Here is a 20982-nt window from a genome sequence, read left to right as displayed (position 1 = left end):
GCGCGCGGCGCGCGTTGGTTCGATTGAGCGCGCGGCGCGCGCTGTCGCGGCGGCAGGCAAGCTCGCCGCCGTGGCGGACAAGCGCCGCTGCAGCGGCTGCCGAGGCCTGAAGCCCCGCCTCGCTGCGGGTTGCTCGAAGCGTGCGGCTCTAGTCGGAGGAGGGGAGCGATGAATGAAGGCGGAGCTAGCGGGCGCTATCGAGCCGCCCAGATCGCGACCAAGCTCGGCGCCGATGCGCTCGTTCTGACCCGGGTCACGGGCCGCGAGGAGCTCGGGCGGCTGTTCGAATACAGCGTCGAGGTGGTCAGCGAGCGCGCCGACATCGCACCGGAATCGATCCTCGCCACCAACGCGACGCTGGTCTTCGAAACCGAAGACGCGGGGGCGCCGCGCTACATCAACGGCGACGTCACCCGCTTCTCCCAGCTGGGGGAGGTGCGCACGCCCGCCTACAAGACCGGCATCGGCTACGGCTATCGGCTGCTGCTGCAGCCGCGGTTGTGGTTCTCGACCCGGCGTGCCGATTGCCGCATCTTCAACGACATGTCGGTTCCGGACATCATCAAGCAGGTGCTCAACATCTATGGCGGGAGCGTGCTCGACAAGCTTTCCAGCCCGCATTCCGTGTGGAAGTACTGCGTGCAGTATCGAGAGTCCGATTTCGACTTCGTCAGCCGGCTGATGGAGCAGGAAGGCATCTACTACTACTTCGTCCACGCCGACGGCAAGCACGAGCTCACGCTTTCCGATTCGCAGAGCGCGCACATGCTGCACCCCGATTGCAGCGAGCTGCGCTTCTTTTCGGAGGATCCGGGTGATGTGAGCTACGACGTCGTCGACCAGTGGTCGGCGGTCACTTCGGTGCAGCCCGGAAAGTACCGGTACAAGGATTACGACTTCTTCAAGGCGCGCACCGAGGAAGCAGGCGTTGCCAACACCCGCTCGCATACCTACGGCGATCTCGAAGTCTACGACTACACGGCGCAGGGGCTCGACATCGGCGGCGACAAGAGCATCACGGGCCGGACCGCCGCTTACGTCAACGTGCGCATGGAAGAGCTCCAAAGCCGTTATCGTATTCTGAACGGAGCCGGCAACGTGCGCGGGCTTCGCGTCGGCTACCGCTTCAAGCTGAAGGGGCATTACGACCCGGCGGTGAACGCCGAGTACCTGGCAACCGCGGCCGAACTCGATCTCAAGGTCAACGACTACACGGCAGGGCTTTCCGGCGGCGGCGGGGCGGAGTTCCGCGTCACCTTCAGCGCGCTCAAGGCCGACCAGGCTTTCCACTCCCAGCGGCTCACCCGCAAACCGCTCATCCACGGTGCGCAAACCGCCATGGTCGTCGGCAAGGGCGAGATCGATACCGACGAGTTCGGACGCGTGCAGCTCCAATTCCATTGGGATCGCGTCGGCGGCAAGTGCTGGGCGCGCGTGACCCAATCCATTGCGGGTAACAAGTGGGGCGCATTCTTCATTCCGCGCGTCGGCCAGGAAGTGGTGGTGGAATTTCTCGAAGGCGATCCGGATCTGCCGATCGTGACCGGCGTGGTATACAACGGGCTGGCGAAGCCGCCCTACGCGCTGCCGGGCGAGAAGACCAAGTCCACGATCAAGACCAATTCGTCCGAGGGCGGCGGCGGTTTCAACGAGCTGCGCTTCGAGGACAAGAAGGGCTCGGAGCAGATCTTCATCCACGGCGAGAAGCAGCTCGACGTGCGCATCAAGAAGGACCGCCTGTCGTGGATCGGCCAGGACAGCCATCTCATCGTCAAGCAGGATCGCAACGAGCTGGTCGAGAAGGATCAGAGCCTGAAGGTGAAAGGCGATCTGAACGAAGAGGTGACCGGCATCGCTTCGCTCAAGGTGAATCAGAGCCTGCAGTACAAGGTGGCGCAGAAATCCGCGCTCGATTCGGGCCAGGAGATCCATTTCAAGGCCGGCATGAACATCATTCTCGAAGCCGGCACGCAGATCTCGCTCAAGGTCGGCGGCAACTTCATCAACATCACGCCCGCGGGCGTCGACATCCTGGGCACGCTCGTCAAGATCAACAGCGGCGGCTCGGCGGGCAGCGGCTCGGGCGCGTCGCCGGCCGCGCCCAAGGCGGCGAAGGAGGCCGATACCGGCGAGCCGGGCAAGAAGGACGAAGCGCCGCCGAAGCCGGCGCCGCCGCCGGTGCAGACTTACAGTCCGCAGGCGGTGGCGCTGAAGCAGGCCGCACAAAGCGGCGCGCCGTTTTGCGAGATCTGACGTGGCCGCTCGATACGCGGCGCGGCCGCTCGATCGGGTCGTAGCCGGGGAGTTCCGATGCTAGGGCAAGAAGCGCTGAACGCGCTCAAACAGCTGCTTTGGGTTGCACCCAGGGACCGTGTGTACGCGCTCCTGGATGGCGCCAGCATCTCTAACCTGCTGGAGCGCCTGCACGGTGCTGCCGGGCCGCAGTTCGAATGCCTTCTGCATGGTGAGCTTGCGCCGGACATCGCGGAAGTGGCGCCCTATCTGGTTCAGCTGGAACGCGACAGCGAGCTCGCGGACTGGGTCATCGCGCACGGCTGGGGAAACCATTGGGCGTCGTTCGCCGTGGCGCAATGCGACCTGCGCACCGTTTGGTTCCATCTGCGCACGCTGAACATCGTTTATGGCCCGGACGGCAAGCCGATGCTGTTTCGTTATTACGATCCGCGCGTGCTGCGCATATTCCTGCCCACCTGCAACGCCGAGCAGGTCATGCAGATGTTCGGTCCTGTTGCGAGCTTCGTCGCCGAAGGCGAGTCGGCAGGCTCCGCGCTGGTGTTCGCGCATTCCGCCGGCGAGCTGCAGCGTAGCGCGCGCCCGATCGTCGGCATCGCATCCTGAGCTTCGCTTGCCCGCCATGCTGGTCATCCGCACATCCCAGTTGGCCGCGTTCGCGGACGCTTCGCAAGCGGGCCTGGAGCGGCAGCTGCGTGCCGGGCTTGCGGAGGCGTTTCCGCAGTGCTCCATTCAATTCGGCGAGCCCGCGCTCGCGGCCGTGGTGAGCCTGGGGATCGAGAAGGCAAGAGCGCACGGGCTCGAGGCGGCGGCCGACGTTCAGCGCTATCTCTGCTTGATGCTGCTCTTCGGCAGTCATTGGGAGCACGATCCGCAGTCGGCCTGGGCGGCTGCGGTGCTGGCCACGAACGACGAGAGTACGCTTTCGCGGCGCCTGAATCTTCTGTGGGAACGGGCGCAATCGTGGCGCCAGCGCGTCATGGGCGAGGGCGATAGCCAGCATGTGGCGGCGGTTCGCTACGTGCTCGGCCGCTCGGTGGAGGAGTTGTGCAAGAACTCCAGCCGCTCGCAGCGCGACCTGCTCATCCAGTTGGCTGCGGTCTACCCGCGCAAGTTCGCCGAGGTCGGCGAACAAACGCTGTACGACCTGACCCGGCTCGCCGTCGAGGGCTGCAAACGCTTCGATCTGGCGGATCGTTGGGCGGTGGTGCTGATGACCCAGTTCATGTTCCTGTTCGGTGCGGGCGTGCTCGCCGATCCGCTGTACGCCTGGGCGCAGCAGGCGCTGCAGGATGCGGGCGGCGCGAACGTGGACGAGAAGCTGGATCGGTTGCTGCGAGCCGCGCGTGCGAATGCGAGAATCTGAGTGTCCCTTCGGGAGAGACGCCACGACGCATATGTCGCGGCTTGCGCCCTGGAACCTTGTCGTGGCGTCTCTTCCCTCACCCCCAACCCCTCTCCCAAAGGGAGAGGGGAGCGTCGCGTGCCCGCTGATGCGGGCAGGTTCATGGAAAGGGGAGTTCGAGCGCGCGCGCTCAAGGAATCATGTGCGTCGTCTGTCCCGGGTACTGCACCGAGATTACGCCGCCGTAGACGCACATCAGCTTGGACGTGTTGTTGAGGCTCGGCTGGTTGGCGAGCAGCACCGTGGGCGAGCCGGGCGCCCAGGGCGCGGGCGTGTTCGGAACGCACGGCATGGGGGTGAGCACGCCGAGCGCCGCGGAGGTGGCCGAGGCCACGGTGGGATTCGCCAGGCTGCTGCACACGCCGAAGGGCATGACGTTCACCATCGGCTTATGATCCATGATGTTCGCGGCCGGCTGATTGCTGGTGAGCATGCGATTGATCGGCAGTACGACGAAAGTGCTGGGCGCGGCGCCGAAAGTACATTGCAGCAGCGCCCCGTTGCAGACGTGTAACGGCATCGTGCCTCCTCGGTGCCGATGATTGTGAGAATGCGACAGACGATGCTCGTCATTGTCTTTAGTGAGAAGCCAAAACGCAAGGTCAAAAGATCCTTGTCCGGGCAGCACGCGACGAGCGCGCGAGGCCGTCAGCCGGTGTCGCGCTCACTCGATGGTCTGCAGCTGCCAGAATCCCGCGCTCACCAGGCGCGGCCGCACGACAGGCTTCCAGACGTTCTCCACGAAATGACGTTGCGTGGTACTCATGCGCCCGCCCGGGAGATTGTCCGACGGAGCGAGCGCGGGATCGTAGTATCGGGTGAGGCGCGCCCATGCGCCATCCGGATCCTGTGTAGCCGCACGCGCGACGGAATCGAACAGTCCGCGCATCGGAACCGTGCGCGGGACCGCGACTTCGGCAGCCGGAGGCTCGGCCGCCTGCATTTGCGACCACTGCGCCCGCAACGCGCGCGTGCCGGCCACGAGCACGAGATTCATCGGCGGCAGGACGGCATGGGCGCCGAGCCGGGCGGGCGCGCCGGGCGCGCAGAACATGTCGAACAAGGCGAGCGCTGCGGCATGCTGCGGCCGCTGCCGATATTCATCCACGAGGAACACGAACAGCGGTTCCATCGTGACCGACTGCACGCAGTGGCGCAGGAGATCGATTCGGCTGCGGCCGCCGGCATGAAGGGCCTCCTCGACGGAAAACTTGCGCCGCCTGCGTGGCTTCATGTGCCCGGGTCCTCCCATCTGTGCTGGTCGATCCAGCGTAGCACAGCTCGGTTGCGACGCGCGCCGCGGCTTTTCGACAACGTGGACGAAGTAGCCGCATGAGCACGGAGCATCAGACGCGCACCGTCACGATCGAGGAGGCCGTGCGCGCCGCGATGGAGTTGCATCGCAACGGCCAGCTCGACGAGGCCGAAGCGTTGTATCGACAGATTCTGGATGCGGCGCCGGAGAATGCCGATGCGCTGCATTTCCTCGGGTTGCTGATGCGCCAGTGCGATCGCGATGCTGAAGCGCTCGCCTTGATGCGCCGGGCCGTGGCGGCCGCACCCGATTACGCGAGCGCGCACAACAATCTTGGGAACCTGTTGTGCGAGGCGGGCAAGCTGGACGAGGCGTCGCGGCATTTGCGGCGCGTGCTCGCGCTCGCCCCGCACGATCCGCGGGCATTGAACAACCTGGGCAACGTCGCGCACGCGTCCGGGCAGGCCGACGAGGCCATCCGCTGCTTCGAGCGGGCCATCGCGCTTTCGCCCGAGTTTTCGCTGCCGTACGAAAACCTGGGCCGCATGCGCCTTCGAGGCGGCGAGGTCGCGCAAGCCTATGCTCTGTTCTGCAAGGCGGTCGCACTGGACCATACCCGCACGCGCTCGCGCGCGTTCGTCGGCCTCGCGCTCTGCGAGCTCGGTCGCTACGACGAGGCGCGCGACCATTACCGCAAGTGGGCCGAAGCGGAACCGGACAATGCCGAACCTCGCCACTTGCTCGCTTCGGTCGAAGGCGGGACTGCGCCGACGCGTGCTTCCGACGACTACGTGCGCTCGGTCTTCGACGGCTTCGCCCGCACGTTCGATGTCCATCTGCAGAAGCTGCAATACCGCGCCCCCACGCTGGTGGTCGAGGCGCTGCGTGCGGCTGGTGCGCTCGACGCGATCGCAGTGCTCGACGCCGGCTGCGGCACGGGACTCTGCGGGCCGTTGTTGCGCCCGCTGGCGGCGAAGCTCGACGGTGTCGATCTTTCGCCGAAGATGCTGGAACACGCGCGCGCGAGCGGCCACTACGACGCGCTGTACGAAAGCGAGCTCACCGCCTTCATGCGTTCGCGGCCGGGGCACTATCACGCCATCGCGTGCGCCGACACGCTGTGCTACTTCGGCGAGCTGGACGAGGCTGCGCAGGCGGCCTTCGCCGCCCTGCATCCGGGCGGCCTGTTCGCCGTCACGCTGGAAGCGCTTGCCGCCGATTCGAGCGAGCGCTATCGGCTCACCCACACCGGGCGCTATGCGCACGGCAGCCAGTACGCGCAGCTGGCGCTGGCGCGTGCGGGTTTCGAGCGGGCGAGCATTCGCGGCGAGTGGCTGCGCATGGAGGCCGGCAACGAAGTCGCCGGTCACGTCGTGGTTGCCCGCAAGCCTGCAGCCTGACATGGCGCGGGTCTTGCAGGTTTTTGTCATGTCGATTGTTTCCTTGCCTGCCCATGCCATCGCGCGCACCATGGATACAGCGCGCCGGGGGGCTCGCGGCAGACGATGGGGGTTCAGCTCATGAAGGCGAAAGCGCGCTATCTGGTTGTCATGGCGATGGCATCCGCGCCTGCGGCTGCGGTCGACTTCATGGACGTGGCGCCGGTGATCGCGGTAACGCCGCTTTACGGGCCGGTCGTCGATGGGCGCGAGTGCGTGCCGGGCGCGCCGGGCGCGCCGATGGCGCCGCAAGTGGTCGCGGCCGTGCCGCAGCCGTTGCCGCCCGGGGTTCCGATGCAGCCCGCGCCGCCTCAGGAGCGCAACATGGTGGCGCCCGCGGTCGGCGGCGTGGCCGGCGCTCTGCTCGGCAGCCAAGTCGGTTCCGGACGTGGGCGGGATGCGGCCAGCGCAGTCGGTGCGGTCGCCGGCACCGTGATCGCCGATCGAATGGCGAATCCGAACGCGCCGGCATCCACCACCGGCGCCGTGGTCGGCGGCGCAGCCGGTGCACTGCTCGGCAATCAGGTCGGCCAGGGGTCGGGCAGAACTGCGGCTACGGCTGCCGGAGCGATCGGCGGGGCGATGATCGGCGATCGCGTCATGGCCGGCACGGCGGCGCCCGCGCCCGTTGCAGCGGCGCCCATGGCATACGCACCGATGGCGGCTGCACCGATGGCGCAACCGTGCCGGGTCGTGGACGGCGTAACGCGCGAGGCGATTCGCGGCTATTCGGTGGTATACCGTTACGCCGGCCGCGACATCACCACCACGCTGCCTTATCACCCGGGCAGCAGCATACGCATCGCCGTGGGCGCGGCGGACAGCATGGTTGCACGGCCCGCGCCACCGCCCGGCTATGCGCCACCGCCCGCGGGTTATGCACCACCACCCGCCGGTTACGCCCCGCCGCCTGCGGGTTACGCGCCACCGCCACCCGCAGGCTATGCAGCACCGGGTTACGCGCCGTACGCCCAACAACCCGCCCAACCCCAGCAGCCCGTTGGTGGCACGTATCCACAGCAATAGCGTTCGCTCGGCGGGGACATGCGGCTGCGATCGCGGCCGCGCCGACGTTGTTCGCCACAACGCGGCCGACGCTTCGTTCAGGGTGAGGTGCTATAGTCGGCGCCAATCCCGTCGTCCAACGTAACACGTCATGGTTTTGGCCATCTACGCAGCGCGGCATGCCGGCGAAGAATTCTCCGAACCGGTCACCACGGTTCTGAGCGCCGCGCAATACATGATCGGGCGCGGCCAGGAATGCGACATCGTCCTGGAGGATCACAGCCGGCGGGTATCGCGCAAGCACGCCACCATCCTGCGGCGCCCTGAGGGTTACCTGCTGCACGTGATCTCGCAGATCAATCCGGTGGTCGTCAACGGCGAAGTGGTCGGGCCGGGCGCTCAGCAACCGTTGCACGCGGGCGATCGCATGGCCATCGGCGAATACGAGTTCGGTTTGGTTGCGGTGGAGGAAGGCGAGCCGCTGAGCATTTTGCCTGCGAATCCCGTTTCGTCACGGGGGCAGCCGGCCGACCTCGATCGGCTCTTCGGCGCGCAACCGCTGCAGCCGCGTGCACCTGCGGCGCCGAAGACGCCGTCCGCGCCGTCCGGGGATCTTCTGCAGGATCTCTTCGGCAACCGCGATGCGCGTGCGCCGGCGGCACCGAAGGCGCCGCCCAGCGATCTGCAGGACCTTCTCGGCAAGCGCGACACCCATGCGCCCGATCCGCTGCTCGACATCCTGGGCCGGCCCGGCGATGCGAGCCGTCGTCCCGGCACGGCACCGGCGTCCGATCCGCTCGCAGGGATACTCGGACGCGATTCGGCATCCACGCCGGCCACTACCGGGTCGCCGGACGAATTCCTGCATGGCGCCGGCACCGAGTCGCCGATCGATGCGTTGCTGCAAGGCCCCGGGGTGCGCGGTGCCGACCCGCTCGGCCTTTCCCCTGAGCTGTCGCCAGGGCATGGGCGCGGCCAGTTCGGCGGCGGCAGGGGTGGCAGCGACGAGCTCGACCACGTGCATGACTTCAACTTGCCGCTTCCCGCGCCCGCCGCTGCGCCGCCTGCGCCACGTGGACGTCAGCCCGCTGCGCCGCCTGCGTTACCCGATCCGTTACAAGCGCCAGCCGCGAACGACGATCCGCTGGCAAAGCTGCTGGGAGAGAGCCCCTCGCGTGCGCCCGCGGACGATCCGCTGGGCATTTTCGGCGCGATGGCGCCGGCATCGCCCGCGCCGGCGCCATCGCCTGCGCAAGAGGCTGCGCCGCTGCCTTTCGATGTCGTCGGGGCAAACACCGAGCCCAGTATGTTGCTGCATGCGGCAGCGATTCGCGCGCGCGCCGCGCCGGCACCGATGCCGCAGGCTGCCACGCCGTCCGACGTGCAGGGCGCGATCGCCACTTTCCTGCGCGGGGCGGGCATGCAGGGCGTCGACACGGCCCAGGTCGACGCCGATCGCTTCCTGGAAGAGTGCGGGGCCACCGTGCGGGCAGCGATCGAAGGCCTCATGGGCATGCTGCTCGCCCGCTCCAAGGTAAAGGAAGAACTGCGGGCGGTGGATCGCACCATGGTGGCCGCGCGCGAGAACAATCCCTTGAAGCTGTCCGAATCGGTGGACGAGGCGCTGCAATTCGTGTTCGATCCGGTCACGCGCACCGATGCGTTCCTGCCGCCGGCCAAGGCAGTCGCGGACGCCTGCAACGACCTGCAGGCGCACGAGCTGGCGCTGGTGGCCGGCCTGCGCGCCGCGCTGATCGGCGCCATTCAGCGCTTCGATCCCGACACGATCGAGAAGCGTCTGCAAAAGGAAGGCGGCAAGTCGCTCCTCGCCAACCGCAAAGCGCAGTTGTGGGACTGCTTCGTCGCCTACTATCGGCAGACCCAGGCCGATGTCGACGACGATTTCGACCGGGTGTTCGGCGCCGCATTCCTGCGTGCCTATCAGGAGCAGGTCAGACGCCTCGGACGGTAGCGGTTATCTCGCCTTGTTCATGTAAGGATTGATAACCAGAACAATAACTTGTTGTCGAAATACAACAAGCGCACGATGACTCGTCTGCTACCCCGGTTGCGGGTAGCCGTGCAGCCGCCAATGGCCTTACAGTAGGCCGTTGCGGCGAAATGACGGCGACGTACGGCTCATTCCGAGCCGCCCGCCGCTCCGATGGCACGATGGCGTTCGACGACAAGACGAGCAGGGAGAGCAGGGCATGACGCAAAGGTCTGCAATGCGGCCGGCAGGCCGCTTGGGGGCCGCGGGTCTGCTTCTGCTCTCGCTTTGTTCTCACGCTGCCGAGCCGGTGCGGCCGGACGCGGGAACGATCCTCGACACGGTGAAGGAACCCCCGGCGCAGAAGCGGCCCTCCACCGGAATCGAGATTCCGCCCGCGCGGCCTCGCATGGAGGCGCCCGCCGGCATCAAGGTGCTGGTGAAGGGCTTCCGCATCAGCGGCAACACGCTCTTCACCGACGCCCAGATCCAGCCCGTGCTGGACGAGTTCGTGGGCAACGAGCTCGATTTCGACGGCTTGGACGAAGCGGTTCGAGCAGTCACCTCGTTCTATCGCAGCAAAGGCTACTTCCTGGCCCAGGCCTACCTGCCGCGCCAGCAGCTCTCCAGCGGCATCGTCGAGATCCACGTGCTCGAAGGCCACGTCGGCAAGGTCCATTCGAAGCAGGGGCCGAGCGCGCGCCTCAAACCCTGGATCGTGGAAGGCTACCTGCGCCGCATCGAGCAGGGTGCCATCGCCACCGAACAGGGGGTGGAGCGGCCGCTGCTGCTGCTCGGCGACCTGCCTGCCACCACTGTGCAATCGACCCTGGGCCCCGGTGCGAACGTCGGCGAGGCCGACCTGACGGTGGAGATCGGCGACGACGGGCGCCGCGTCACGGGCGTGGTCGAGGCGGAGAACTACGGCAACAAGTACGCTGGTGCGATTCGCTTGAACGCCCAGGTGTTTGCGAACAACCTGCTCGGCTTGGGCGATCAGCTCTCGGTGCGCGGACTGATCGCGAAAGACAAGCTGACCGACGTGGCCGGCCTGTCGTACTCCATGCCGGTGAGCTACTGGGGCACGAAAGCCGGCTTCAGCTTCGCGCACATGAACTACGAGCTGGGGGGCAGCCTGGCCGATCAGCGCGCCAGCGGCGATGCCGACCTGGCCTCGATCCTGGTCGTGCATCCGTTCATACGCACGCGCGGTTTCAACGTCTTCGGCCAGCTCACGGGCGAGCTGAAAGAGCTCGAGGACCGGGTCGCGGCCGTCGGTTCGCTGGAGCAGCGGCGCATCAAGTCGGTCCGGCTCGGCGTGTTCGGCGACCTGCGCGACCTGTTCCTGGGCGGCGGGCTCAATACCTTTGCCGTCTCCGTGACGCGAGGCAACCTCGATCTGCTCAACGAGGAGCTGGTGGAGAACGATGCGCTGTCGTTCCAGACCGCGGGTCGGTTCGACAAGATCAACATCGACCTGCAGCGGGTGCAGCGGATCACCGATAACCTGCACGCCCTCGGGCGCTTTTCCTACCAGTCGGCATCGAAAAACCTGGCCTCGGTGGAGAAGATGAGTATCGGCGGGCCCTTCGGCGTGCGTGCCTACCCGGTGGGCGAGGGACTGGCGGACGATGCCGCGATATGGAGTATCGAAGGCCGCTACACGCTGCCGGGGTTCAAACCGTTCAAGAGCGACGTGACGCTCGCGGCGTTCGTCGACGGAGCGCAGGTGCGGCGCTTCAAGTCGCCGAATCCGACTTTCGACGTGGACCCGGCGACGTTCGAGCCGAACGAAAACGATCGCACGTTATGGGGCGCGGGCGTCGGGATACGGGTCGGGCGCGTGGGCGATTTCAGCGTGTCCGCGGATTTCGCCTGGCGCATCGGATCGGAGCTGCCCACGTCGGACGTTCCGCGGCATCCGCAATTCTGGATGCGCGCCGTGACGTGGTTCTAGCCCGATTTCCTTGGAGCTGGGCCAGTGTGGTAAATCGTAGATTCGTTGTAATTCGTCATTCCCGCGCAAGCGGGAATCCAGAACGAGACTCCGCCTGGACCCCCGCGTTCGCGGGGGTGACGAACTTCTGACTCAGGACACTAGCGCATTTGCACGCTGTGGTGCGGGCGGGCTTCGACGGCAAGCTGCGGTAGATCGAGTCGAGCGATGTGACGCCCGTGAGGGAGAATCGAGATATGGTCAGGACAACCCGAATCACCTTGGGTGGCGCACGGGCGGGGCACCGGCGCAGGCGCGTCGCTTCGACGCATTCCTGGCCACTCAACGCGCTGGCCGCTGCGCTGCTCGTCGCCTGGGCCGGTCATGCCAATGCGCTGCCGACCGGCGCCCAGCCCGTAGCCGGCAACGTCTCGGTGGCGCGGCCGGATGCACGCACGCTCAACGTCACCCAGCGTTCGGACAAGGCGATCGTCAACTGGACGGCGTTCAACGTGGGCGCCGGCGAAGCGGTCAACTTCGCGCAGCCCGCCGTGACTTCCGTCATTCTCAACCGCGTCATCGGCGGCAGCTACTCCGAGATTCTCGGGCGCATCAGCGCCAACGGCCAGGTGTTCCTGGTCAATCCCCTGGGTGTGACGCTGGGGACCGGAGCACAGGTGGATGCGGCCGGCTTCGTCGCCAGCACGCTCTCGATCAGCGACAGCGATTTCCTCTCCGGCCGGTACGTGTTCTCCAACGCCGGCAATGCGGGTGCGGTGATCAATCGCGGCGTCATCAATACGGAGAGTCTCGCGGCATTGCTTGCGCCGCAGGTGTCGAACGAAGGAACCATCACGGCGCGTCTCGGTACGGTCGGGCTCGCAGCAGGTGATCGCGTCTCGCTCGATTTCCGTGGCGACGGACTGGTGAAGTTCTCGGTCGACAAGGCGGCGGTGGATGCGAGCATCAGCAACCAGGGCGCCGTCATCGCCGAGGGCGGTCAGATCGTCATGACCGCGCAATCAGCCAACGCGATGCTCGATACCGTCATCAACATGAAAGGCGTGGCGCGCGCCACCGCGCTGGCCGAGCGCAACGGCACCATCGTGCTCGACGGCGGGCCCACCGGCGTGGTGGCCGTGACCGGGACGTTGGATGCGAGCGGGCGCCACGCGGGCGAGCAGGGCGGCACGGTGAAGGTGCTCGGCGACAAGGTCGGCGTCTTCGACGGCGCGCGCATCGACGCCTCCGGCGATCGCGGCGGCGGCACGGTGCTGGTCGGCGGCAACTGGCAGGGCAAGGGTCCCGAGCGCAATGCCAGCGCGACGTTCGCGAGCGCCGAGGCAGCCATTGCCGCCGATGCGATCACCGAGGGCAACGGCGGTAAGGTGGTTGTCTGGTCCGACGGCGTGACGCGCGCCGGCGTCGACATCAAGGCGCGCGGCGGTGCGAGCGGCGGCGACGGCGGCGCGGTCGAGGTTTCGGGCAAGGAGACGTTGCAATTCGCGGGGCGGGTCGATACGAGCGCGCCGGCCGGGAAGCACGGCATGCTGCTGCTCGATCCGTGGAATTTGACGGTCAGCAACGACCCTCAACAGAACCTCGACGGCATTACCGGCGATTCTGGAGACCCCTTCAGACCAAGTGGCAACGCTTCGGTCCTCAACTGGGGCACTTTGGAAGCGATTACCACGGCCGACATCTTCGTCACAACCGTGACCGGCCCCGGTGCGCAGGATGGGGACATCAACATCACGGATTCGCCGGGCGCGTACAACAACAGCGGAACGTTGACTTTCACGGCAGCGAACGACATAACGATCGGCGCTGCGGTCACCAACATAGGCAGCGGCGGCTTCACGTTCACGGCAGCTGGCAACGTCAATGTGAACGCCCCCGTGGCCTTGTCGACTGCGGGCACTGGTGCGATCTCCTTCACCGCCGGTGGCGCTAACAGCGTCAATCTGGGCGCCAATCTCACGACCGCAGGCGGGAGTGTCAACTTCAACAGTCCGGTCCGCCTGACCGGAAGCCCGACCATCTCCACGGGTGCCGGTGCAGTGAATTTCGGCAGCACGCTGAATGCATCAGTCGCCGACACGCAAACCATGAGTATCTCGAGCACGGGCACGACGACCTTCACTGGCGCCGTCGGCAGCACGGCGAGGCTTGGCGCATTGACGACAAATCCCAGCGGCGCGACCCAGGTGAACGGCGGCTCGATCAATGCAGTGACGCAGACCTACCAGGATCAGCTGACGCTGGGTGCGGACACGGCGCTTACAGGCACGACCGGTAATCTCACCGGCTCGGTCGTCGGCACAACCAATGATTTGACATTGACGTTCTCCGGGGTGACTAGCCTGACTCCGACGAGCTTTTCCGGAGTGGGGGCCTTGTCGATCGACGGTGGTGTGACGACGAACTTGAGCGGTACGATCACCACGACCGGAGCACAGACGTATAACGATCCGGTGATCTTGACCGGTACGACAGTGCTGACCGCCGGTGCAGACATCGGGTTCGGCAGCACCGTGAACGGTGCGCAAGCGTTGACCGTCAACACGACCGGAACGACGACGTTCGCTGCTCCGGTCGGGGGCGGCGTGGCGCTCGCCTCCCTGTTGTCGAATCCCGGCGGCGTGACCCAGGTGAACGGCGGTTCCATCAATGCGCTGACGCAGACCTACCCGGATCAGTTGACGCTCGGCTTGAATACGACGCTCACGGGCACTGACGGCAATCTGACCGGCTCGGTCGTCGGTGCGAACAATAACCTGACGTTGACGTTCGGCAACGTTACAACGCTGGCTGCTGCGAGTTTTTCCGGCGTGGGTACCCTGCTCGTCAACGGCGCAGGTACGACCAACCTCAGCGGCACGATCATCACCAATGGAGCTCAGACGTATGGCAACGCGGTGACCCTGACCGGCCTGACGGTGCTAACCGGCGGTGCGGGGATCACGTTTAGCAGTACCGTGAATGGCGCGCAGTCGCTGACAGTGAACACACCGAGTGCGACGACGTTCGTTGGGGCGGTCGGAGGAGGCACGCCGCTGGCCTCGCTTGAGACGAACGCTGGCGGTACGACGCAGGTTAACGCTGGCGCGATCAACGCGGGTACGCAAACCTACGGTGATACGCTGACTCTGGTCGCGCCGACCACGCTCGCCGGAACGAGCGGCAGCTTTTCCGCGGGCGTTACCGGCGGCGGCAATGATCTGACGCTGACCTTCAGCGGCGCAACCGCATTGAGCGGTGGCAGCTTCACGGGCATTAACAATCTCATCACCGATGGTGGCGGCAGCACCAGCCTCTCCGGGAACATCACGACCACCGGAACCCAGACCTATAACGAGGCCGTGTCGCTTACCGGTCCGACGACGCTGACGGCCACGGGCATCACTTTCGTTGGCCTTGTTGGTGCAGGTCCAAATGCGCTGACGTTGACCACCGATGCATTGAGTTTCCTGGGGGGTGCCGGCAGCGTAACGGGAACCGGCGCGTTGACCATGCAGCCGAGCCTCGCGGGAACTTCGATCGGAATAGCGGGCGGCGCGGGTGTACTGCAGATTTCCAACACGCTGCTCGATGCGCTTAGCAATGGCTTCAGCTCGATCACGATCGGCCGCGCGGACGGTGTCGGTTTGACGACGGTCAATGCGCGCAGCTTTCAGGATCCAACGACGATTCGCCAGGGCACGGGCGGAACGATTGTGGTCGCTGGAGACATCACCGGTACCGGCGATGCGGGCATAACACTGAATGCCGGGGCGGCAGGCAACATCAATATCAACGATGCCGATGTCAATGCGATCTTCACGACGGCAAATCAGGCGGCGGATTTCACGGGGCGTGTGAATCTACTTGGCTCGGTGCTCACTCTGAGTACCGGAGGGGGCGACGTGACGTTCAACCAGACGGTTGATGGATCGCAAGCCCTGACCATCGCGTCTTCCGGGACGACGATCTTCCAACAGCCGATCGGATCGATCACGCCGCTCATCTCGTTGACAACCGATGCGGGCGGCACGACGCAGGTCAATGGCGGTTCCATCAATGCGGCGACGCAGAGCTACCAGGACCAGTTGACACTGGGCAACCCGACCGTCTTGGCCGGAACGACAGGTAACCTCATTGGCTCGGTTGTTGGTGGGGGAAACAACCTGACGTTAACCTTTTCCGGAGTGACAACGCTCACGCCGACGGCATTTTCAGGCGTAAACAACCTGCAAGTCGATGGGGGCGGTACGACCAACCTGGGCGGCACGATCACCACAACAGGCACGCAGACCTATACCGATGCGGTGACGCTGACCGGCCTGACGGTGCTGACCGGCGGTGCGGGGATCACGTTCAACAATACGGTGAATGGCGCGCAGTCGCTGACGGTGAATACGACGGGTGCGACGACGTTCAACGGAGTGGTCGGAGGCGGTACGCCGCTGGCCTCGCTCGACATAAACCCTGGCGGTACGACACAAGTTAACGGTGGCGCGATCAACGCGGGTACGCAAACCTATGGCGATACGCTGACTCTGCTGGCGCCGACCACGCTCACCGGAACGAGCGCCAGCTTTCCCGCGGGGGTTGCCGGCGGCGGCAATAATCTGACACTGACCTTCAGCGGCGCAACCGCATTGAGCGGCGGCAGCTTCACGGGCATTAACAATCTCATCACCGATGGTGGCGGCAGCACCAGCCTCTCCGGGAACATCACGACCACCGGAACCCAGACCTATAACGAGGCCGTGTCGCTTACCGGTCCGACGACGCTGACGGCCACGGGCATCACTTTCGTTGGCCTTGTTGGTGCAGGTCCAAATGCGCTGACGTTGACCACCGATGCATTGAGTTTCCTGGGGGGTGCCGGCAGCGTAACGGGAACCGGCGCGTTGACCATGCAGCCGAGCCTCGCGGGAACTTCGATCGGAATAGCGGGCGGCGCGGGTGTACTGCAGATTTCCAACACGCTGCTCGATGCGCTTAGCAATGGCTTCAGCTCGATCACGATCGGCCGCGCGGACGGTGTCGGTTTGACGACGGTCAATGCGCGCAGCTTTCAGGATCCAACGACGATTCGCCAGGGCACGGGCGGAACGATTGTGGTCGCTGGAGACATCACCGGTACCGGCGATGCGGGCATAACACTGAATGCCGGGGCGGCAGGCAACATCAATATCAACGATGCCGATGTCAATGCGATCTTCACGACGGCAAATCAGGCGGCGGATTTCACGGGGCGTGTGAATCTACTTGGCTCGGTGCTCACTCTGAGTACCGGAGGGGGCGACGTGACGTTCAACCAGACGGTTGATGGATCGCAAGCCCTGACCATCGCGTCTTCCGGGACGACGATCTTCCAACAGCCGATCGGATCGATCACGCCGCTCATCTCGTTGACAACCGATGCGGGCGGCACGACGCAGGTCAATGGCGGTTCCATCAATGCGGCGACGCAGAGCTACCAGGACCAGTTGACACTGGGCAACCCGACCGTCTTGGCCGGAACGACAGGTAACCTCATTGGCTCGGTTGTTGGTGGGGGAAACAACCTGACGTTAACCTTTTCCGGAGTGACAACGCTCACGCCGACGGCATTTTCAGGCGTAAACAACCTGCAAGTCGATGGGGGCGGTACGACCAACCTGGGCGGCACGATCACCACAACAGGCACGCAGACCTATACCGATGCGGTGACGCTGACCGGCCTGACGGTGCTGACCGGCGGTGCGGGGATCACGTTCAACAATACGGTGAATGGCGCGCAGTCGCTGACGGTGAATACGACGGGTGCGACGACGTTCAACGGAGTGGTCGGAGGCGGTACGCCGCTGGCCTCGCTCGACATAAACCCTGGCGGTACGACACAAGTTAACGGTGGCGCGATCAACGCGGGTACGCAAACCTATGGCGATACGCTGACTCTGCTGGCGCCGACCACGCTCACCGGAACGAGCGCCAGCTTTCCCGCGGGGGTTGCCGGCGGCGGCAATAATCTGACACTGACCTTCAGCGGCGCAACCGCATTGAGCGGCGGCAGCTTCACGGGCATTAACAATATCATCACCGATGGTGGCGGCAGCACCAGCCTCTCCGGGAACATCACGACCACCGGAACCCAGACCTATAACGAGGCCGTGTCGCTTACCAGTCCGACGACGCTGACGGCTGCAGGCATCACTTTCGGCAATCTGGTCGGCGCCGGCCCGAACACGCTGACGCTGACCGCCGATGCCATGATCTTTTCGGGCGGCGCCGGCAGCGTGATGGGCACCGGGGCACTGACGCTGCAGCCAAGCGCTGCGGGTGTTTCGGTCGGCATAGCGGGCGGCGCGGGCGCCTTGCAGATTTCCAACGCGCTGCTCGCTGCCATTGCCGACGGCTTCGGCTCGATCACGATCGGGCGCGCGGATGGCACGGGTCTGACGACCGTCAACGCTGTTACGTTTCGCGATCCGACTACGATCCATCAGGGCGCAGGTGGCACGATAGCAGTCGACGGCGACATCACTGGTACCGGCGACGCAGCCATAACGCTGAATGCTGGACCCGCAGGCAACATCAATATCAACGATCCCGACGTCAATGCGATCGTCACGACGGCAAGTGAGGCGGTGGGTTTCACGGGACGTGTGAATCTACTTGGTTCGGCGCTCACTCTGAGCACCGGAGCGGGTGACGTGACGTTCAACCAAACGGTCGATGGATCGCAAGCCCTGACCATCGCGTCTTCCGGGACGACGATCTTCCAGCAGCCGGTCGGATCGATCACGCCGCTTGCCTCGCTGACGACCGATGCGGGAGGCACCACACAGGTCAACGGTGGCGCGATCAATGCCGCCACGCAGTCTTATCAGGACCAGTTGACACTGGGCAACCCGACCGTTTTGGCCGGAACGACAGGCAACCTCACCGGCTCGGTTGTTGGCGGGGGGAACAACCTGACGCTAACTTTCTCCGGGTTGACGACGCTCACGCCGACGGCATTTTCAAGCGTAAACAACCTGCAAGTCGATGGGGGCGGTACGATCAACCTGGGCGGCACGATCACCACGACGGGCACCCAGACCTATACCGATGCAGTGACGCTTGCCTCGAATGTCATGCTCGCAGGCACCTCGGGGACGTTTACGGGCGGCATCACCGGAGGCAGCAACGATCTGACGCTCAACTTCACCGGACCGACGGCGATCGGCGGTACCAGCTTTACCGGAGTAAACAACTTCTCAAGCGGCGGCGGCGGGACCACCACGCTTAGCGGGCTGATCGCCACGGATGGTTCGCAAACATACGACGACCCGGTGATCCTGGCCGGGAACACGACCCTGGCGAGCAACGGCAACCAGGCGATTGCCTTGAACGGTACGGTGAATGGAACTACAGCGAATACCGAAGCACTCGCCATCAATACGACCGGAACGACGACCTTCGGCGGCGCCGTGGGCGGTACGGTTCCCCTCCTTTCGCTGCAAACCAATGCAGGTGGGACGACGCAAATCAATGGCAGTTCCATCCAAGCGGCGACGCAGATCTACGAGGATCAGCTGACTCTGGGCAGCGCCACCGTTCTCGCCGGCACGACGGGCACGCTTTCCGGCTCCGTGGTCGGCGGTGGAAACAGCCTTACGCTCACCTTCTCCGGGGTAACGACGCTGACACCGACGGCGTTTTCGGGAATCGGGAACCTGCTGACGAACGGCGGCGGTACGACCAGCCTCAGCGAGACCATCACGACGACTGGGATGCAAACGTACAACGACGCCGTGATGCTCGTGGGCAATACAACATTGACGGGAAGTACGGGAATCTTCGCCGGCGCCATCACCGGCGGCGGCTTCGATCTGGCGCTGAACTTCTCCGCCGCCACCACGGTCGACGGCGCCACCTTCAGCGGGGTGAACAACTTCTCGACGGGCGGCGGCGGGACGACCAACTTGAGCGGTACCATCAGCACCGCAGGATCGCAGACGTACGACGACGCAGTGACGTTGACCGGCGCGACGGTATTGGCGAGCAGCGGCAATCAGGCGATCACGCTCAACGGTGCCGTGAACGGCGCGCAATCGCTTGCGGTCAATACCGCGGGGGCGACGACGTTCGGCGCAGCCGCAGGCGCCACCACGGCACTCGCTTCGCTTGCGACCGATGCGGGTGGAACGACGGCGATCAATGGCGCTAGCATCCGTACCGCCGGCGCCCAGACCTACAACGACGGCGTGATCCTGAACGCGAACGCAACCCTCACCAGCACCAGCGGGGGTGCGGTTGCGTTCAACGGCACGGTAGACGGTCCCGGGTCGCTCAACGTGAATACCTCGGGCGCGACCACTTTCAACGGCGTCGTCGGCGGCACGACGGCGCTGGCGTCGATCGCGACCGATGCGCCCGGAACCGTCGCGCTCAACGGCGGCGCGATCACCACCGCCGGCGCGCAAACCTACAACGAGGCGGTGTTGCTCGGCGCCAGCACCACCTTGACGAGCACCGGCGCAGGCAGCATCGGCTTCGCCGGGAGCGTGAACGGCGCCCAGGCGCTCGCGGTGAACACGGCTGGCGTCACGACCTTCGGTGCGGCTGTCGGCAGCACCGCGCCCCTGGCCTCGATCGCGACCGATGCCGGTGGGTCGACTGCCATCGATGGGGCCAGCGTGGCGAGCAGCGGCGGACAGAGCTACGGCGACGCGGTCGTTCTCGCCGGCGCGACGACAATCTCGACGGCAGGGGGCGTGCTCGATTTCGGCGGCACACTTACCGCGCCCAGCCCCGTGACGGTCAGCGGGGCGGGCGCCGTGACGGTCGCCCAAGGCGTCGGCAACCTGGCGCTCACGCTTGCAACCCCCACCACGGCCAGCGTGAATGCCAGCGGCAATCTGAGCGTACAAGGCACCGCCGATCAGACCATCGTGCTCGGCAATTCGTCCGCCGGCGGCACGCTGAATGTCGATGCGGCGGGCAGCGGCAGCATCACGCAACTCGCCGGTACGACGCTCTCGAGCGGAGGGAATTTGCGACTGCGCGCCCCGAACGGCGAGATCACGGTCGGCGACGTGAGCTCCACCACCCGCATCGAGCTCAACAATACCGGCCCGGCGCCCAACCTCGCCGGCGAAGGCAAGGCCATCATGCAGCACGCCGACACCAAGCTGAGCGCCCCGTTCGTGCGCCTGCTCGGCGGGTTCAACGGCCTCGGCCCGGACGGCAACGCGCTGGGCGAGCGCACCGCGCCGATCCGCTTCGGCGACAACGTGCAGCAGGTCGATTACGCCGCGCCGGTCGATTCGCTGGTTTTCTTCGCGGGCCCGATCCAGCTGCAGGAATCGAAGCGCATCTTCCTCATCAATCCGCCCGGGGGCACGGAGACTTTCGACTACAACGGCGGCTCGGGCCGCGTGGCGAGCAACGTCGCCGGCGAGGTGGTCGGCGGCATCACCTCGCAGATCACCGACCAGGTGGACGAGAGCTTCCGGCCGGGGCGCATCGATCAGGCGATCCTGTTCGGCTTCCAGGGCGATCTTTCGATTGCGACGCTGCCGGTGTTCGGCGCCATCAAGGGCGTTCTGCTGCCTCCGCTGAGCGCCGACGAAGAGGCCGAGCGCAAGCGGCGCCAGTAGGCACCGGCGCCGGCTTTTCGCCTGCGCGTCCATGATGCCCGCCGCCATGCCGATGGAATTTTCCGGACTGGATCGAGCCGGGCCG

The 20982-nt window shown here is 65.6% G+C and carries 10 protein-coding genes; 8 read left to right on the top strand and 2 right to left on the bottom strand.

The annotated features are described in order from the left end of the window. Nucleotides 1–168 precede the first annotated feature (168 nt). The 3 genes from tssI to GEV05_10410 are packed head-to-tail and all read left to right on the top strand — an operon-like array spanning nucleotide 169 to nucleotide 3619. Nucleotides 169–2253: a type VI secretion system tip protein VgrG gene (tssI, locus tag GEV05_10420; GenBank protein MPZ43801.1), complete on the top strand. Its 2085-nt coding sequence runs from the start codon at nucleotides 169–171 to the stop codon at nucleotides 2251–2253. A gap of 57 nt (nucleotides 2254–2310) precedes the next feature. Then, the gene (locus tag GEV05_10415) at nucleotides 2311–2859 is read left to right on the top strand and encodes a DUF4123 domain-containing protein (protein MPZ43800.1); all 549 of its coding nucleotides are present in this window, start codon (nucleotides 2311–2313) and stop codon (nucleotides 2857–2859) included. Nucleotides 2860–2866: 7 nt separating this feature from the next. Further along, the gene (locus tag GEV05_10410; GenBank protein ID MPZ43799.1) at nucleotides 2867–3619 is read left to right on the top strand and encodes a hypothetical protein; all 753 of its coding nucleotides are present in this window, start codon (nucleotides 2867–2869) and stop codon (nucleotides 3617–3619) included. A gap of 169 nt (nucleotides 3620–3788) precedes the next feature. Here the strand turns inward: GEV05_10410 and GEV05_10405 are convergent, their stop codons facing one another. Both GEV05_10405 and GEV05_10400 read right to left on the bottom strand, forming a co-directional pair. Continuing rightward, on the bottom strand, nucleotides 3789–4178 hold the full coding sequence (locus tag GEV05_10405) for a DUF4280 domain-containing protein (protein MPZ43798.1): 390 nt from the start codon (nucleotides 4176–4178) through the stop codon (nucleotides 3789–3791). 144 nt (nucleotides 4179–4322) lie between these two features. Continuing rightward, nucleotides 4323–4892 (bottom strand): hypothetical protein, encoded by a 570-nt coding sequence (locus GEV05_10400; GenBank protein MPZ43797.1) that lies wholly within the window; start codon nucleotides 4890–4892, stop codon nucleotides 4323–4325. Between the two features lie 98 nt (nucleotides 4893–4990). On the opposite strand from GEV05_10400, the gene GEV05_10395 reads away from it, so the two are divergent. The 5 genes from GEV05_10395 (at nucleotide 4991) to GEV05_10375 (ending at nucleotide 20897) form a co-directional block, all read left to right on the top strand. Continuing rightward, complete coding sequence (locus tag GEV05_10395; GenBank protein ID MPZ43796.1) at nucleotides 4991–6313, top strand: tetratricopeptide repeat protein; 1323 nt, start codon at nucleotides 4991–4993, stop codon at nucleotides 6311–6313. 486 nt (nucleotides 6314–6799) lie between these two features. Beyond that, complete coding sequence (locus GEV05_10390; GenBank protein MPZ43795.1) at nucleotides 6800–7378, top strand: glycine zipper 2TM domain-containing protein; 579 nt, start codon at nucleotides 6800–6802, stop codon at nucleotides 7376–7378. Between the two features lie 130 nt (nucleotides 7379–7508). Next, nucleotides 7509–9329, top strand: coding sequence for a type VI secretion system-associated FHA domain protein TagH (gene tagH, locus GEV05_10385; protein ID MPZ43794.1), 1821 nt, complete (start codon nucleotides 7509–7511; stop codon nucleotides 9327–9329). Nucleotides 9330–9567: 238 nt separating this feature from the next. After that, on the top strand, nucleotides 9568–11304 hold the full coding sequence (locus GEV05_10380; protein ID MPZ43793.1) for a hypothetical protein: 1737 nt from the start codon (nucleotides 9568–9570) through the stop codon (nucleotides 11302–11304). 236 nt (nucleotides 11305–11540) lie between these two features. Continuing rightward, complete coding sequence (locus tag GEV05_10375) at nucleotides 11541–20897, top strand: filamentous hemagglutinin N-terminal domain-containing protein (protein ID MPZ43792.1); 9357 nt, start codon at nucleotides 11541–11543, stop codon at nucleotides 20895–20897. Nucleotides 20898–20982 lie beyond the last annotated feature (85 nt).

This window comes from Betaproteobacteria bacterium (assembly GCA_009377585.1).
Classification (GTDB): Bacteria; Pseudomonadota; Gammaproteobacteria; order Burkholderiales; family WYBJ01; genus WYBJ01.
Note: the sequence above shows the minus strand (reverse complement) of the source record. Positions and strands in the feature narration are given on the sequence as shown.